This is a genomic window from Candidatus Melainabacteria bacterium (assembly GCA_016193285.1).
In the GTDB taxonomy this organism is placed as follows: Bacteria; Cyanobacteriota; Vampirovibrionia; order 2-02-FULL-35-15; family 2-02-FULL-35-15; genus JACPSL01.
This window is the reverse complement of record JACPSL010000038.1, coordinates 1-17005: the sequence shown is the minus strand read 5'-3', so window position 1 is coordinate 17005 and position 17005 is coordinate 1. Positions and strand designations below refer to the sequence as shown.

The 17005-nt window shown below is 31.8% G+C and carries 13 protein-coding genes; 6 read left to right on the top strand and 7 right to left on the bottom strand.

Annotation, left to right across the window (positions count from 1 at the left end; translation table 11 throughout):
- The first annotated feature begins 17 nt into the window (after window positions 1-17).
- Window positions 18-1445, top strand: a complete 1428-nt coding sequence (locus HYY52_08215) for an HD domain-containing protein (GenBank protein MBI2996668.1) — start codon at window positions 18-20, stop codon at window positions 1443-1445.
- Here HYY52_08215 and HYY52_08210 read toward each other — a convergent pair.
- Together HYY52_08210 and rlmN are read right to left on the bottom strand one after the other, a co-directional pair.
- Window positions 1429-2814, bottom strand: coding sequence for a S41 family peptidase (locus HYY52_08210; GenBank protein ID MBI2996667.1), 1386 nt, complete (start codon window positions 2812-2814; stop codon window positions 1429-1431). The genes HYY52_08215 and HYY52_08210 overlap by 17 nt on opposite strands.
- Window positions 2815-2950: 136 nt before the next feature.
- Window positions 2951-4009, bottom strand: a complete 1059-nt coding sequence (rlmN, locus tag HYY52_08205; protein ID MBI2996666.1) for a 23S rRNA (adenine(2503)-C(2))-methyltransferase RlmN — start codon at window positions 4007-4009, stop codon at window positions 2951-2953.
- A gap of 86 nt (window positions 4010-4095) precedes the next feature.
- Between rlmN and HYY52_08200 the strand changes: the two genes are divergently transcribed.
- On the top strand, window positions 4096-7770 hold the full coding sequence (locus HYY52_08200) for a hypothetical protein (GenBank protein MBI2996665.1): 3675 nt from the start codon (window positions 4096-4098) through the stop codon (window positions 7768-7770).
- On the opposite strand, the gene HYY52_08195 is transcribed toward HYY52_08200, so the two are convergent.
- Both HYY52_08195 and elbB read right to left on the bottom strand, forming a co-directional pair.
- Entirely contained in the window at window positions 7754-8326 is a 573-nt protein-coding gene (locus HYY52_08195; protein MBI2996664.1) for a DUF1802 family protein, read from the bottom strand. The genes HYY52_08200 and HYY52_08195 overlap by 17 nt on opposite strands.
- Before the next feature lie 61 nt (window positions 8327-8387).
- On the bottom strand, window positions 8388-9074 hold the full coding sequence (gene elbB / locus HYY52_08190; GenBank protein MBI2996663.1) for an isoprenoid biosynthesis glyoxalase ElbB: 687 nt from the start codon (window positions 9072-9074) through the stop codon (window positions 8388-8390).
- A 234-nt stretch (window positions 9075-9308) separates the two neighbouring features.
- Between elbB and HYY52_08185 the strand changes: the two genes are divergently transcribed.
- The 3 genes from HYY52_08185 to HYY52_08175 all read left to right on the top strand — a co-directional run bounded on the left by HYY52_08185 (window position 9309) and on the right by HYY52_08175 (window position 12105).
- Window positions 9309-9782: a hypothetical protein gene (locus HYY52_08185; GenBank protein MBI2996662.1), complete on the top strand. Its 474-nt coding sequence runs from the start codon at window positions 9309-9311 to the stop codon at window positions 9780-9782.
- Window positions 9783-9864: 82 nt separating this feature from the next.
- On the top strand, window positions 9865-10662 hold the full coding sequence (locus HYY52_08180) for a FliA/WhiG family RNA polymerase sigma factor (GenBank protein ID MBI2996661.1): 798 nt from the start codon (window positions 9865-9867) through the stop codon (window positions 10660-10662).
- Window positions 10663-11244: 582 nt separating this feature from the next.
- Window positions 11245-12105 carry a hypothetical protein gene (locus tag HYY52_08175; protein ID MBI2996660.1) on the top strand — a complete coding sequence of 287 codons (861 nt, stop codon included), beginning with the start codon at window positions 11245-11247 and terminating at the stop codon, window positions 12103-12105.
- Window positions 12106-12272: 167 nt separating this feature from the next.
- On the opposite strand, the gene HYY52_08170 is transcribed toward HYY52_08175, so the two are convergent.
- A complete protein-coding gene (locus HYY52_08170) occupies window positions 12273-12722 on the bottom strand; it encodes a hypothetical protein (protein MBI2996659.1) in 450 nt (149 codons plus the stop codon).
- Between the two features lie 803 nt (window positions 12723-13525).
- Here HYY52_08170 and dprA point away from each other — a divergent pair.
- Window positions 13526-14629, top strand: coding sequence for a DNA-protecting protein DprA (gene dprA / locus HYY52_08165; GenBank protein ID MBI2996658.1), 1104 nt, complete (start codon window positions 13526-13528; stop codon window positions 14627-14629).
- Here dprA and HYY52_08160 read toward each other — a convergent pair.
- On the bottom strand, window positions 14574-16181 hold the full coding sequence (locus HYY52_08160) for a citramalate synthase (protein ID MBI2996657.1): 1608 nt from the start codon (window positions 16179-16181) through the stop codon (window positions 14574-14576). The genes dprA and HYY52_08160 overlap by 56 nt on opposite strands.
- Before the next feature lie 128 nt (window positions 16182-16309).
- Window positions 16310-16552, bottom strand: coding sequence for a hypothetical protein (locus HYY52_08155; GenBank protein ID MBI2996656.1), 243 nt, complete (start codon window positions 16550-16552; stop codon window positions 16310-16312).
- Window positions 16553-17005: the final 453 nt, after the last annotated feature.

Sequence of the window (17005 nt, the reverse complement as noted above, 5' to 3'; positions counted from 1 at the left end):
AAAGGAGATTATCTAATTTGAATTTACCCAGTTTAATAGACTTTATATTACCCAAGCAAGTTAAAGAAGTACTAAAAAGTTTATCTCTTGGAAGTACAGAAATTTACCTTGTTGGCGGGTTTATTCGAGATATGTTTCTTGGGGTAAGCTCCCAGGATCTTGATTTCATCGTGATAGATAGAAGCATCTCTGAATTTTGTGAAGAGTTAAAAACAAAGTTTGGAGGAAACTGGTTTTTCTTAGATGAAGAAACTCAGACTGCAAGATTTATTCTTAGTGATGAAGATTGCAAAGACTATACTTTTGATTTTACACTTGTTTTAAAAGAAAACTTAGATGTTGATTTTGCAAGAAGAGATTTTACAATAAATGCCCTTGCAATAAATCTTAATAACCAGGATGTACTAATTGATAATTTTTCTGGCTTTAAAGATTTAAAAAACAAAATTATAAGAGCAGTAAAATTAGAAAATCTTCTGGATGATCCTTTGAGATTTATTAGAGCTTTTAGGTTTGCTGCTTTGCTTAAGGGGGAAATTTGTCCAGAAACAATAAATTTTATTAAAGACAATTTAAATTTTTTTAATGAAAAAATATCAAGCGAACGAATTTCAAGTGAACTTTGGAAGATATTAGAAAGTGATAATTCTTATAAATATGTTAAACAAATAGCTGACATTGGCTTGCTTGAAAAGATCTTGCCTGAACTAACTCCAATGAGAAAGGTTACTCCAAATAATTTTCATCATCTTTGGTTATTTGATCATTCAATTGAGCTTGTAAAAACTTTTGAGGAAAATCTTTATAAGATTCCTTCCTGGACAAAAGAAGAATTAAAAAATAAGGCTATTGCAAAGTTTGCATGTCTTATTCATGATATTGGTAAGCCAGGCACTTGGGAGATAAAAAAAGTTAATGGTGAAGAAAAGCACACCTTTTACGGACATGACAAGTTAGGTGAACAAATTACAAAACAAATTGGAGAAAGATTAAAGTTTAGTAATTTAGTTATTCAAACTCTTTCAAAATTAGTTCGTTACCATTTAAGACCTTACCAACTTCAACAGGGTGATGCACCAATTACCCAGCGTGCTTTATACAGGTTTTTCAGGGATATAGGTGAAGATACTCCTCTTTTATTAATATTAGCTTTAGCTGATCTTTATGCAACACTTGGTCCAAGAATTATAAAAGAAGATTTAATAAAAAGCGAAAAGTTAATTTTATGCTTATTTGATGAATATAAAAAATTTCAAGATAGTGAAAAAGAAAATTTAAAAAAGCCAAAACTTTTAAACGGAAACGAAATAATAAATTTAACAGGATTAAAACCAGGACCTAGATTAGGAGCTTTAATTAAAGAGCTAGATGAAGCAATTGGAGTTGGAGAAGTTAAAACAAAAGAAGATGCTATAAAATGGGTAAACTCTAAAGTGATGCTTTAGCTTTTTTAGTTTTACTAGAGCTGGGGCCTTCTTGGTTTTCAACTACTTTAATCATTTCTTTTAGTGTTTCTATACCTTTTACAAGCTGGACATCTTTCCCATCATCTGGTTTTCTTTTTGATGGAAGTTGATTTGGATCACTAAACCATGGGCCCTTGCTTGCTTTGTAGTCATCTATTGAAAGTTTTACTTCAATATCTGGCTGAATGCCTAACTGGTTTATGTCTACCTTTGCTGGTGTTAAATATTTAGCAATAGTAATGTTTACACCTGAACCATCATCAAGCTTGTTAATGCCTTGAACAAGCCCTTTCCCAAATGTTTTACTGCCTACTATTGTTGCTCTCTGGTTATCTTTTAATGCACCGCTTAGTATTTCACTTGCACTTGCACTATTTTCATTTACTAAAACTACAATTGGTTTGTCAGTTAAAATCCTTTTATCAGCAGTAACTGACTGGATGTATCCATCCCGGTCTACAGTGCTTACAATTACACCATCTTCTAAAAAAATATCTGAAATTTCAATTGCATTTGTTAATAAACCTCCTGGATTATCCCTTAGATCAATAATGAGACCATGAGCTTTTGTAAGCTCCTTAAGTGCTTCTTTCATTTCTTTTGTAGCTTCTTGTGAAATAAAACTGTTTAGCCTTATGTAACCAAGATTGTTTTTTATTATTTTTGCATGACCTTTTGCAATTGCTTTAATTGGAATTTCAGCTCTTGTAATTATTCTTTTTAAGGTATCTTTTCCTCTTGCTATTGTTAGTGTAACTTGTGTTCCAACAGGTCCTTTAATTTGATTTGCTGCTTCTTCAACTGAAATACCTTTTGTAGAATTACCATTGATTTCTATAATTTCATCACTTGGCATTAGACCAGCTTTTGCTGCTGGCGTGCCTTCAATTGGTGCAATCACAATTAACCTTTGGCTTTTGTCAAGCCCAATTTGAATCCCAATCCCACTTAGTTTGGCATTTATAGCTTGCTTTTCATCCTCGAAATCTTTTTTACTTAAAAACCTTGTGTATCTGTCTCCAAGGCTTACTAACATAGTTTCAATGGCTTTATGAGCATCGTCTTGTGTTTTTAACTTTCCTTTGTACCTTTCTTTCCATATATTCCAGTCTTGCCCGTTAAATGCCTGATCAACATAATCCCTCTTAATTAAATCCCAAACCTTTGCATAAAGATCATCTGGATCTATATTTTTGTTTTCAGCTTCTTCAGTAACAAATGCAAAGTTAGCTTCAATACCAGCTTTAGCATTTTTTGCTAAAAAGTTTGAACAAACAGCAAGGCAAAAAATAAAAAGCATTATTAGATTTGCTTTAAGTAATGTTTTTATATTTAGTTTGAATTTCATCTCTATAATTTTTATTTTCCCAAATTTAACTAAAAAGTTTCAATTTTTTTTCCTTTAATTTAAATACTATCAAAACTATCCCTATGATTAGGTTAAAGATATAAAAAGAAGGTTATCAAATGGTAAACATAATAGACTAGCTGCTAGTTAATTGTCCACAAGCAGCATCTATGTCAGCCCCTCTTTCATGACGGATAGTTGTTTTTTTGCCGCTTAGGTTTTCAAGAACATTTTTAAATTTATATATTTTTCCACTGGATGGCCTTTTAAGTAGAGGCGTTCCATGGAACGCCCCTACATGGTTATATGGAATTAAATTAATATGACAATGTAGATTTTTTATTAATTTTGCTAACTCTTTTGCTTTTTCAATCTGGTCATTTATATCTTCAAGCATAATATACTCTAAAGTTATTCTTCTTTTTGTTTTACTATAATAATAATGTAGACTATCTATTAATTCTTTAAGTATATATTTTCTAGAAATTGGAACAAGTAGCTCTCTTGTTTTTTGATCTGGCGCATGAAGTGATACTGCAAGAGTAATTTGTAAGTTTTCTTCTGCAAGTTTTTTAATTTCAGATATGACTCCACTTGTAGAAATTGTTATGTGCCTAGCACCAATACCTATACAATCTTTTATAAGATGAATGGATTTTATTACCTCATTATAGTTTAAAAGTGGTTCTCCTTGTCCCATAAAAACTATGTTGCTAATTCTTTCTTTGGTATCTCTTTGCATCCCTAGGATTTGATCTATAATTTCATTTGCTTTTAAGTTTCTTTTAAATCCAATTGTCCCAGTAGCACAAAAAGGACAACCAACAGCACAACCTACTTGAGAACTTATACAAGCACTATATGATTTATGATCTTCAAGAAACATTCTTACTGACTCAACAAGGTTATTGTCATAAAGTTGCCATAAATATTTAATTGTTTTGTCAGTGCTTGTTTGTTTTTTTTTAAGCTTTAATGTACTTAGTTCATATTTTTCTTTTAAAAACTCTCTTTCTTTAATTCCTAAGTCACTCATTTCATCAAATGAAGAAATATGTTTCTTATAAATCCAGCAATGTAGCTGTTTTCCTTTAAATGAAGGCCAATTCATATTAGAAACAAGCTCTATAAGCTCACTTTCAGTGAGGCCTGATAAAGAGACTTTGGTGCTGCTTTTATCTATAGTTTCAAACATGGTAGTTCCATTGTAAATGATAGATAGTTATACTTATTTAAATTATTATAAAAAAATGATAAAAATATGTTGATAGAAGTGAAAAAATGAAAAAATTAGTTAAGTCTTTTATAAGTTCTTTTTTCCTTGTTTCTTTGCTTCTTTGCTTCCTTGCTTCTATTTCTTATGCTAGTGACTTCATCGTACCAAACTCTAGTGGTGAGCCAATAGTTATTGATATTTCAAATTTAAATTTATCTTCAAGTGTTGATGTAACAATAGGAGACTTTAGTGATCAAGCAAGACCCTACAGAGATGCAAATACTAAATCACTTGTTATTTCCCCCCCACCGCTTTCAAGTTCAGAAAAAACAATTCAAGTAAGTGCAGGAGGCTCAAGTATTACAAGAACCATTAGCTTTCGCTCTTCTCCAAAAGGTATACTAAGAAATTCTTTACTTCCTAATTTAAAAGAATCAAAAGGAGGTAATTCAGTTACTAAAATTTCTGACGGGAGAATTGTTTTAATAGGCGGAGGGAAGGAAATTGCTGATACACCTCTTAGTTCACTTGAGATTTATAATCCTGAAAGTGGGAGAAGCAGTTATTTAAAAGATGCAAGAGATTTAAAAAGAGCAAAATTAAAGAAAGAAAGAAGCCAGCATAGTGCTACTTATTTAGGCATTAATAGTTTGCCTCTTGGAATGATTACAGGGGCTGTAGAACAAATTTTAATTACAGGTGGTTTTACCAAGGATGGCCAAATAGATAGTTCAGTTGAAATTGTAGAAATAAAAGTAGGTACTGATATAGCAACATCTACTTTGTTAAGTGGTAAACATTCAAAATTAAAAAAAGCTAGAGTTTTTCATACTGCAAGTTTATTGCCTGACGGGAGAATACTTATAGTTGGTGGGCAAGGTCGTATCAGCATGGCAAACTTAGGTGCTATAAGTAGTATTGAAATCTTTGATCCTGTATCAAGAACTATACAGACAGCTGGTATTTCTTTAAAGACACCAAGACTTTTACATACTGCAACTACTCTGCAAAACGGGGACATATTAATTACTGGTGGTTTTACAAATGAAAAGCAAGGCAATTTTGGTTTTGGACCAGCTACTGACTTAGCAGAATTAATTAACACTAAGAATTTAACTATAAAAAATGTTGGGTTGCTTAAAGAAGCTGTTGGTGGTCATGATGCAACTCTTTTAACTAATGGACTTGTTTTAATAACTGGCGGAAACTCACACTTTTTCTCAGGGAAATCTGATAGCACAAAAAATAACAATAAGGAAGAAGTAAAAGGATTGACAAAAGATACCATTCAATTTTATAACCCAAATACTGAAAGCTTTGAACTTGCAAGTAATCAAACTGGTGAAGCTAAGCAGAATTTAGATATCTCAAGATTTCTTCATAAGGCAATACTGTTGCCAAATGGGGACATAGCTGTAATTGGTGGATTAAGTAAGAAAATAAGTTCATCAGAGGCTACAAGCTTTGTTGATACACCTGTTTCAACAATTGAAGTTTATGAGCCGGATTTGTTCAATTTTTCAGGCAGCTCATTAAAGCTTAAGAAAAAATCAAATCTTGAAACATTTCAAGGAAGAATTTTACCAACTGCAATTTTAGTATCTCCAAAAAATAAAACAGAAGGGCTTTTATCTTTAGATGATTCTAAGAACTTTGTAAATAGTGGGGTTTATATTACAGGTGGATTTACAAATGGCTTTGGGAAATTACCTTCCCAAATTAGTGAGCTCTTACAAATAGAATCTAATAGGGGTGTAGAAGGAAGAGACATAAAATTATTACCTGAAGCTGTAATAAGAGGCAGTTATATTTCTGATTTCTTAGTTAAACTAGATGAGTTTTCAGTAATCCCTTCCTTGCAAGTTAATCCACAAACAATTAATTTATCAAGCTCAAATAATTTTATGACACAAGTAAAAGTTTTATCTACAAATAATAATGTTGTTTTGTTAAAGGCAGAGACTAGTGATCAAAATGGTTCAATAATTGTAAGTCCATCACTTTTTCAGGTAGGAGAAAATGTAACAATTTCAAGGAAAGACAGTTCTGTGCAAGGACAATTTGATGTCATATTTTCAAGTGCAAGTTTAACAGATGAATTTATACCTGCAATACTTAAAGTAAATGTATTGGATGTTGCAAAACCTTTTTTATCAACTCTTCCACCTTTTGGTATTTCATTAATCAATGATACTGCAAGTAGTTTTAGTTCTCAAAAAATTCAAGTTAAAGTTCTTTCTCAAGATGGGGTAACTGAACTTACTTCTGTTCCTAGTAATACAGGAGTCACCGCAACTGTTTCCAATCCTGAAATTGCAAATCTTGAAAGTGCCGGGCTTTCTTCTGCAACTGGTACCTTAGCTACTCAATTTACTGTTATGGGTATTAAGCCTGGAAGTACAAATTTAAATTTTTCTATTAATTTCCCTGATATATTACCTCTTACTTTTCCTGTTCAAGTAAGTGGTACTCCTAAATTTTCTTCAACTCCAATTGATACAACTATTCAAGCTTCTTTAATTCAAAGTGGGGTTGAATTTTCTAATACTGAAACAATTAATTCAAGCAATGTTTCAGTAATGGATTTAACTCTTTCTTCTGTAAGCTCTTTATTTCCAATTTATGTGCCTGTTAATTTACAAAGCTCAGTTGATAATTCAACAATTATTGGTTCATTTACTATTAGACCTGTTTTTGGTGTAGATTTATTTACTGCTTTACCAAGATCCCTGGTAAATAAATCACAAACAGGATTTAGAAATCCTCTTGTAAGCTCACCAAGTGCAATTGAAGGAATTGTTCCTATTGCAATATTAGCTTCTCTTGATGGAATAAGACAAGTTCAATATAACCAGAATATAAGTCAGAATATTGTTGAACCGTTAACTGTGGTAAGTAATATTTCTCGCGTAAAGAAATTAAAGTTGTTTGAAGTTAATAATGTTCCTAAAATTGTTGCTTTAAAAGACTCTATGATCTTAGTTCTAGATTCTATAAGTGGTGATATTGAATCTTCTAGTAGTCTTTCTGGAGAAGGTTTTGAACTGGAGCTTGTTACATTAGAAAACGAACTTGCAGCTGTTGTATCAATTGGTTCACAAGGAATTGATTTGGTTTTTCCTTTAACTAATGAATCACCAAGAGTAGTAAACTTTCAAACACCCGGAAACATACGTCACATAAGTATTGCTAACAAATTAGGAAATAAATCAAACCCAGTTGTAATTTCATATGATGGCACAAGTTTGATTCTTCTTACTGACTTAGTAGATTTAAATGCAGATGTTCAAACCATTAAAACTCAAGATGAAAAAATTACAAACATTGCTTATGCAGGAAAATTTATAGTTAACTCTAAAAGTACAGATATCCTTGTAGCAACTACTCAAAGAGGAATCTTACTTTATGATTTAAATAATTTGATTTCTATTCCTACTAGTCATAACTTAGATATTAAAAATTCTGTTGAAGATCTACTTGTTATTGATGGTATTGCATATCTTGCTTTAGGTAGCGAAGGGATTCTTGCTGTTAGTATTGGTTCATTATTAAGCAGCGATGAAAAAGTACAACCTACAGTTGGACACTTTAAAAAGAGTAAGCTTACAGTAATTAAACCAAATGGCAAGCAAACATTCATAACTAAAAACATTAATTCAAAAATATTAGCTCCTTCAAAACCATTTTTACTTTCAAGTGGGCCTGGAAATGATTTAACTATAATTAGAGTTTCACCATGACTTTTTCTTGTTTAGGTGCTTGTTCAAGTAAAGCTTTAATTAACCTTACTTTTGAACTGTATTCTTTAAAAGATAAAACGGGCCTGCTTCCTGACTTTGGTACATCTATTTTAAGTTCAATCCACGGTTTAGATTTTGCGAAGTCAGATGAGTTTAGAATTAATATTGGATCTTCTAATTCATAAATCCTAAGTAAGAGCAACTTTCTGCTATGGTCGGGGTAAGAAACCCAAGACTCTTTTAAATATTCTTCACTATTAACTAATTCTCTGGAAATACTTAAAAGTTCGTCAAGAGTTTTAATGTTGATTATTTCTTCTAAAACTGTCCAGTATTTTATTTGAACTTGATTATCCTTGTTTAGTCCTTTTGACTGTTCATATAATGACAAGTATTCTTTTTTTACTATTTCCTGATCTTGGTAAGAGGATATTGGAAATAAAACCAATTTTTTTTGAATAAAACTTTCAAAAGGCTCTTTTCTCCAGAGAGCTACCACTTGTCCTTGCCCTAAAGCTTCTGTAGTTACAGCCCATTCTTTTAAAGCAAATTTCATAATAGCTTTCATATTACTACATTTTGAAAGCTACCACATTAAATTTTTTTAATGATTTGTTTTAGACCTCAAGAGGCGTCGTAACCATGCTTTTACTGACTAGTTCAGCAATTGCTTTAACCAGTTTAACAATGCCAACTTCTACTTCAGCTGGCCCTTTTGCAAGCATATAAGCAGGTGTAGTAACAATTAAATTATTTTTGTCAATAACAACCTCATTTACATTTTTATTTATATGTTTTGCCCCCATTTGTTCTAGCTTTGTTGAGGTATTCTTGTCTGTGCCTATTGTAACTTCAACTTTCTTGCTGCCAAATATTTTTGCAACTATGTTTGGTGCAATGCATATAGCACCAATTGGTTTTTTAAGTTTATGCACTTGTTTTAAAAAGTCTTCTACTTCAGGAATAACTAGTGCATTAACACCATCTTTTGAAAAAGAACTTAAATTACAAGCTGCACCATAACCTCCAGGTAAAATGACTGCATCAAGTTCGTTTGGTTTTACATCTTTAATGTTTTTTATATTACCCCTTGCAATTCTTGCAGCCTCAATTAACATATTTCTTTTTTCATTTTGAGGTTGGTTAGTAACGTGGTTTATTACTTGGGTTTGATCCTTATTTGGTGCCATACAAACTGCTTGCATATTTTCTCTATCAATTGCAAGTAATGTTATAACTGCTTCATGAATTTCAGAACCGTCCTTTACTCCACAGCCACTTAATAAAACTCCAATTTTATACATTTGTTTTCCTCCTTGAAAACATTTTACCACTCTGTCTCTGAAATCTGGAAACCTTATGGTTACTGAGCTTTCACTATATAACATTTAACAGTATTCATTTTTTAAAGGGATGGCCCCTTACTTATTTATTTATCCATAACCATTCTTTAGTAATCCTAAGGATAGTTCTATTTTTCTTTTACAAAATTTAATGTTAGTAAAAAGTTACTAAGGGAATTTATTTAACGGTAGCTAATGAACCACATTCATAAAAATAGTCTTTCTTCTATAACAAAGGATGATATTATTGTTCTATTGTTCTTTTTTGATTTGTCTTATATTGTGTTTTGGAATATTGTAGAAAACAGTGTTTTAGGTTGCTTTTCATTTTCAATTTTAATTACTTTAATTGCTTTATTTGTAATAGTTACGGCTCATCTGTCAGACGAAATTGAAATTATAAAGCTTCAAGAGCAGGAAGAATATTTAAGAAAAAAGATTAGGGATGAATACCACAAAATATACTCTTTAAGGCGTAGGATAGAACTATTAAGAAAAGCAGGTTGTATAAAATCTAATGAGGCTAAACATATAATTTCTGGAAGTGATGACCTTGTAGTTAACACAAATAATTATGAATCAGTTAACAATGTATATTTTAACTACTTAAAAAAGTTTAGTAACCAGCACGGGAAAAAAGAAAATCCTAAAAGAAGTCCCCAAGGGTAACATCTTCGTTTAAATAGCCGATGGTTTTAAAGCTTGATTGAGCGAATATTGATTTATAGGGCTTAAACAGCAAGGATGAATTATGGATTTAAAAGATTTAAAAAGAAATGAAGAAAGAAGTTTATCTCGTATTGTCCAGGCGCAAGAAAAAAACAAGAAAAATATTTGTCGAGGGTTAAACAAATCTGTAGATAGAGATAAGTTTATTAGGAAGTATGCTTATTTAGTAAATTGGGTAGTTGGCAGACTTCCTGTTGCAAGCTTAAAAGGATTAGAGCGAGATGATTTAATTGGCTACGGTACAATTGGGCTCATTGAAGCAATTGATAGATTTGATCCAACCAAAGGTACTAACTTTAAGTCATTTGCAATTACAAGGATTAGAGGTTCTATTTATGACCAGTTAAGAGCATCTGACTGGTTAACAAGAGGCTCAAGGAAAAGAGTAAAAAATTTATATAATGCAATTAATGAATTAGAAACAAAACTTGGAAGGCATCCTAATGATAAAGAAATTGCAAAAGAGCTTTCAATTTCACTTCAAGAATTAAGAGCAATACAACAGGAATCTCAAATAGGAATTTATTCTTTAGATGAACCACGAGATAATGCTACAGAAGGCAGTGCTTGTCTCATTGACAATGTTTCATCTAATGCTACACCAGTATTAGAAGAGTTAGAGGAAAGTGAATTAAAAGAACAACTAATAAAAGCAATTGAGTCTTTACCAGAAAGAGAAAAAACAATAGTAGGTTTGTATCATTATAAAAAATTCACATTTAAAGAAATTGCAGAAGTTATGGATTTTTCTGAATCTAGGGCTAGCCAGATTCATGCAAGAGCAATTTCACTTTTAAAATCTAAGTTATTAAAGGATTAAGAAGAGAAGCAGAAAAACAAGTAATTTTAAAAGTTCTTCAACAAAATCTCAAACCCTGCTTGCTCAAAATGTTTGTCAGTGGTTAGTGCTTGTTTAATTCCATGTTTTTTCCATTACTATAAATGAGTAGCAGTCAATCATACTCCATGCTTTATTTGACATTTTTTCATACATTGACCAAGCAAGTGCAAGATCATCATCATTAATTTTTTCAATTAACATTGTTTTTCTTAATCTTCTTACGTAGAATGGATATTGAATTCTAAAAAATCTGATATCCTTATCTCTGCCAGATTGACAGTACAAGTTCTGAATGCATGGGCTAAGGGACAGTTTTTGTTAGTTTTTGGATCTGACAGATTGTTATCTTTAAAAGCACTCGATGATTTAAAGAAAGTAATCAGATAATGATGAAGAATTAAGAGTTAACTAGCTTTATTAGCTAAGATAAATAATTTGAAATAAAGAGTTTAAGTTAAGACAAGGTTAGGTATGATGCAAAATAGGTAATAATTTTTTTTGGGGGGTATTATGGTTAGATTAATTTTATTTGTTAGCGCTTTTGTGTTTTTGCAATTTTCGTTGACTTACAATACTTATGCACAAGTTACAGGAGCTGATGCAACTGGAGCAGCAACTGAAGCTACACCAGCAGGAGCAGATATTACAGAAGTAATAGGTGAGACTCCACTAGTAGAAACACCACCACCTGAAGAACAACCAATAACATACGGTGGAAAAACAATTTGCACATTTAGAGGAGGGGATTCCACTCCAATAGATAAAGTTAAAGCACGCAATAGTTATATTTACTTTCAGTCAGGTACTGGTCAAGTTGGTTTTGAACTCTTTAAAGACCAATCGTACGAAGATGTATTCACTAGAAGCCAAGTGTCTTCATATTTAAGTAATCTTGGCATAAGTACACCTGACGATATAGAAATCGGTAGGAAATATAAGGGTATTACAGACTATTCTTTCCTTGGTTTAAGAAGCATAGTTGAAGGCGATGATGGTCAAATAGAAATCACTGCTGTATCTAATTACGAGTCTGAGCTTAGAAGAGGGCTTGATGATGTAACTATAACAGATGAAGAAGTAACACCATCACAAGCTATATTCAGGATAGACAGCATAGACGAAGAAAACCTTACTGCAAGTGGGATACTCAAAGTTCGCTATAAAGATACTCTTGGCTTAGTCACAAATAGATCTGTTGAACCTAAACCTGGTGATGACAATACATGGGCTCTTTTAAGAAAGGTTAATACTAGAGCACAAACTGATAGTGAAGTATTCGACAATGGAACTATTGATGTAACTTGTAGTTTCAAAAATGTACCAGTTAACGTTTTTGAATCTGGAACTGCACCGCCATTTGACGAGGATTTCGATATAGATCCAGAAGATACAACACGTAAGTTCCACAGGCAGAGACACTAATTGATTCTGAATGCGTTGGCTTAAGAACAAATTCAGGAAATTGAGAATTGAGAATTGAAAATTAGAAGATAAATTTCTTAATTCTCATTAAATAAAAATCCAAATGGTCCAACACCTGAATGTTACTTATGGTGTAGAGACTATCATTTGCAAGAGGTAGAAAAAGATTAATCTTCAAAGTAAATTGGAAGTTTATTGTCAGCAATTTCTTTTAAGGCATTATCAAAGTCTTCCCAGTTGCCTGTTTCATTAACTTTATCCATGGCATTGTTTAAACTTTTTTGAGTAGCTGAATTCCAAAAGGTAGGACCTCCTGAACTAGTTACTTTTATTTTCCCAAGAAGTTCACCATGAGATTTAACCTCATAATGGTAGTCACTTCCTCTCTCATCTACTCCAAATTTTGTAATTTTGATATTGTGATTAGCTTCTGTTTTAGTTAAAGCAGCAAACTCTCTCATATTTTTTATGATCTCATTTATTTTGTTTTGATCAATATCATCAGAATTTTTTAGCGCAAGCAATTTTAGTTTAATTGATGCTCGCTCCATTATTTCTGGTTTGCCCATTCCTTGCTTAGCTAATTCGTCAAGAATTGCATTTAAATTATTTTGCAAAGCTTCAGGTGCACCTTTTATAAAATCCTTAAGAGAGTTAGATATTTCTACAGCTCTCTCGTTTTTTAACTTGGATCTTTCAGCATGTAGTTCTGCTAGTTTTTGTTCTAATTCTTTTTGCTTAGCATCAAAGTCACTTACTTTCTCTGAAAAGATTTTTGGTTTTTGTGGAGGTTTTGGAGGTTCTTTTACTGCTTGTGGTTGAGTACTAGCGCTAGCTGGTTTTTCAGGTTCTGGATTCTTAGTAGTAAATGGAGCATCATGAGCTACTTCTGTGTCACCAATTTTAAAGTTTACTTTACATCCTTGCTTTACCCCAATTGTGTAATGATCCCCAGCAATTATTCATGAACAAATATAAAGGAATAAATTAAGACAGCTTGGCCAAATTGAAAGATTTTTAGTATTCATTAGTATGTGAGTATAAAAAACAAATTAGGCTTTCAGGCTTTACTTAATACCCTTCAAGTAACAGTAGGAAATATTACTGATATCAGACAAAAATCTAAGATTGACTATAGCTGCCTTGAGAATATACTGGTTGATGATATGAAACTCTTCTGCCTCTGCCACACATTTTTTTATTTTTGATCTTCCAGCAAAATCTTTGGCTCCCATTTTAAAATTTGTTTTGCACGTGTAATATCTGGTCTTCTACGTTTGGGATCTGCATCAGGCAAGGGTTTAAAAACAATTTCACTTTTAAAATCTAAGTTATTAAAGGATTAAGAAGATAATTTTTATATTTGATGTAACCAAAGGTTACATGATTTTTAAGGTCAATGGTTTACAATTTTGACTCTATGAAAAGTATTAAAGATTTATTTTTACTTTTATCTCATGTGATTGAATTTCAATCTGAAAAAGTTTTATTAAAAAAACTGTTTCAAAACAATAATCTTGAAGAAACTTTTGAGAGTGAGTTCAAACTAAATCTTTCAAATCTAGAACTTGAAAAAATAAATAGATTAAGAACTGAAATTAAGAAAATTATTTTAAGTGAAATTAAAAAAACCTTAACTGAAAAAGAAATAAACTTTATTGGCTTGTCAGATCCTGAATATCCTAAAAAGCTTTTAGAGATAAATGATCCACCAGTTGGGTTGTTTTATAGAGGGAAAATAGACCTTTTAAATCATCTAAAATCTGTTGCAATCGTAGGGACTAGATCTGCAACAAATTATGGGATAAACATTTCAACTAAAATTGCTTCACTTTTAGCTGAAAAAAATATTGTAATTATAAGTGGACTTGCAGCAGGGATAGATACAAGTGCTCACATTGGTGCCTTAAAATCTGGAAAAACAATTGCTGTGTTAGGAACAGGAGTCGATGTTGTTTTTCCTACTAGTAATAAAAATCTTTTTAATGAAATATTAAATAAAAATAGCTTAATTATTTCTGAGTATCCACCTTCTACTCCTGGTGTAGGATGGAATTTCCCACAAAGAAACAGGATTATAAGTGCATTAAGTGATGCAGTTGTAATTATTGAAGGAGACTTACAAAGTGGAGCAATGATTACTGCTAAGTTTGCAATTAAACAAGGTAAATCACTTTTTGCACTTCCTGGATTAGTTGATTCACCTACTTCTAATGGTCCAAATGTTTTAATTAAAAGTAGAGTTGCTGAACTTTTAATTTCTGTAAATGATATTTTAGAAAAATTTGGAGAAGGTAAACAAACAAAGCTTTCTTTTGATAATGAAAATGAAAAAATTGAAAATCTCTCTGAATGTGAAAAAAATATTTATAAACTCTTGTCTTCTACTTCAAAAAATTTTGAAACTTTAATTCAAGAAACAAATCTTGAAGTAAAAGAATTGCTGAAATACTTATCAATGCTTGAGCTTAAAGGACTTGTTGAGAAGGCACAGGATGGGGGATATGCTCGGCTCTTAGTTTAGTCCATAAGCCATACTCAATACTATCCGTAATAGCTAACCACGTGGCATCAATAATATTTGCACTTACTCCAACTGTATCCCATGAAGTTTTTCCATCAGAGCTTTCAACATGTACTCTAGTCTTAGCTGCTGAACCATCGTGTCCATCTAAAATTCTTACTTTAAAATCTACAAGTTGAAATTCTTTTAAAGTAGGATAGTATTGAGTTAATGCTTTTCTAAGTGCGTTGTCAATTGCATTTCCAGGACCTACGCCTAGGCTTGCTGTATGAATAACTTCACCTTTTACTTTTATTCTTACTGTAGCTTCTGCAAGCTGTTTTGAGCTTGTAATAACTCTATAATCAACAAGTTCAAAAAATTTTGGTTTTTGGTTTAAGAGAGCAAGCAAAAGTAAAATAAAGCTTGCACTTGCTCCTTCAAATTGATATCCCTTATGTTCAAGTTCTTTTACTTTTTTTAATAAATCTTGTGCGGTTTTTTTTGAATCACTTCCAAGATCTAGTTTAAAAGTTTCAGCAAGTGACAAAATATTTGAGACTCCTGCTTGTTCACTTACAAGAATTTTATTTATGTTTCCTACAAGCTCTGGTTCAATATGTTCATAAGTTCTTGAATCTTTTTTTACTGCACTTGCATGCAAACCACCCTTATGTGTAAAAGCAGATGTACCAACAAATGATTGATGCTCATTTGGATTTAAGTTTAAAATATTTGCAATTTGTCTTGAAATAGCAGTAAGTTTTGTAAGATTTTTTTCTGGTAAAACTTTTTCTTTATACTTTGTTTCCAAATTTGCAATGATAGAAATCAGGTTCGCATTTCCACAGCGTTCACCAATTCCATTTATAGTACCTTGGATTTGCCTTGCTCCTGCTTCATAAGCAGCTAAAGAATTTGCAACAGCAAGTTCACAGTCATTATGAACATGGATTCCAATTATTGATTTCCCTTGAACTATTTCTTTTGCTTTTGTAACTGCTTTTCTTATTTCTTCAGTTAGTGAACCTCCATTTGTATCACAAAGGATTACCGTGTCTGCGCCAGCTTCACTTGCACATTGAATTACTTTTAAGGTGTATTCTGGATTTGATTTAAAGCCGTCAAAAAAATGTTCAGCATCGAAAAAAACTTTTTTCTTATGAAATTTTAAAAACTCAATACTTTCTTCAATCATTTTTAAGTTTTCATCAAGACTTACTCCAAGAGCCACCCCTACGTGCATGTCCCAACTCTTTCCAACGATGGTTATAAATTCAGTATTTGCTTGTATTAAAGCATTTAAAACTACATCACTTTGTGCTTTTGAATTTGCCCGGCGGGTACTTCCAAAAGCAACAATTTTTGCATTTTTTAATTCAATGCTTTTAATTTTTTTAAAAAACTCACTATCTTTTGGATTTGATCCAGGCCAGCCACCTTCTATAAAATCAACTCCAAGATCATCAAGTAACTTTGTAGTTTTTAATTTATCATCCACAGAAAGAGAAATTCCTTCCATTTGTGCTCCATCGCGAAGAGTTGTGTCATAGATTTGGATTTGTTGGCTCATGGTTACTTTAATAATATCTCAAAACCAGCTTGCTCAAAGTGCTTGTCAGTAGTTATTGAATAAGTCATCTTTAAGAATTAAAGCAAGAATGTATGATGTGTCTAGAAATATAGCTTGATCCATTGGGTTTATTCAATTAAATCGCCTAAAATTTCATGGTGTTTCACAGACAAGTCTGATCGTCCAATTGGCTCAGCCATTTCAGCAATTTCACGCCAAGGATTTTCTTTTTTCTTTTTTCTTTTTTCTGTTATTGCTTCAACAGGTTTAATTTCCTCAATGATAAAAAATATTTCTGTATCAAGAGGGAGGTTTAAATCTTCAAAGAGTTCGATTTTTCTTTTTCCTATGTATTTTCCTTTTATACTCATTAGTTTATTCTCTTGGTTAAATTATACCCAACCTTTGTAAAATTAGCTTGACATTAGTATTCAATTACTTATGTACCTCTGGGTCAGGTAATCCCTGCACTCTAATAGCAACTCTGTTTATACCAAGCCTGAACTCTTGAGTTTGCCACATTTTTGTTCTTGCCCAGTTACCAATTGCATTTTCAAGTTCTTCACTAGCTAAATGAAGTGAATTTCTTCTTAGGGTTAAATCTTGAGTATCAATCTCTCCTTGCTCTCGTGCTTTTTCTAATAGGAAGCTGTAAACATCAGGATTTAAAGCTATATTTACTCCAACGACTTGTGAAAAATTAAGTTCAAAAGCAGCTTAATCCACTTTGAGAATGTATGAGCAAGGTGAGCAACTCTCATTTCAAGTTTAGTGTAAATAGATTTATAACATCTGACATAACGATTAGCCATATGTTCTTGTAT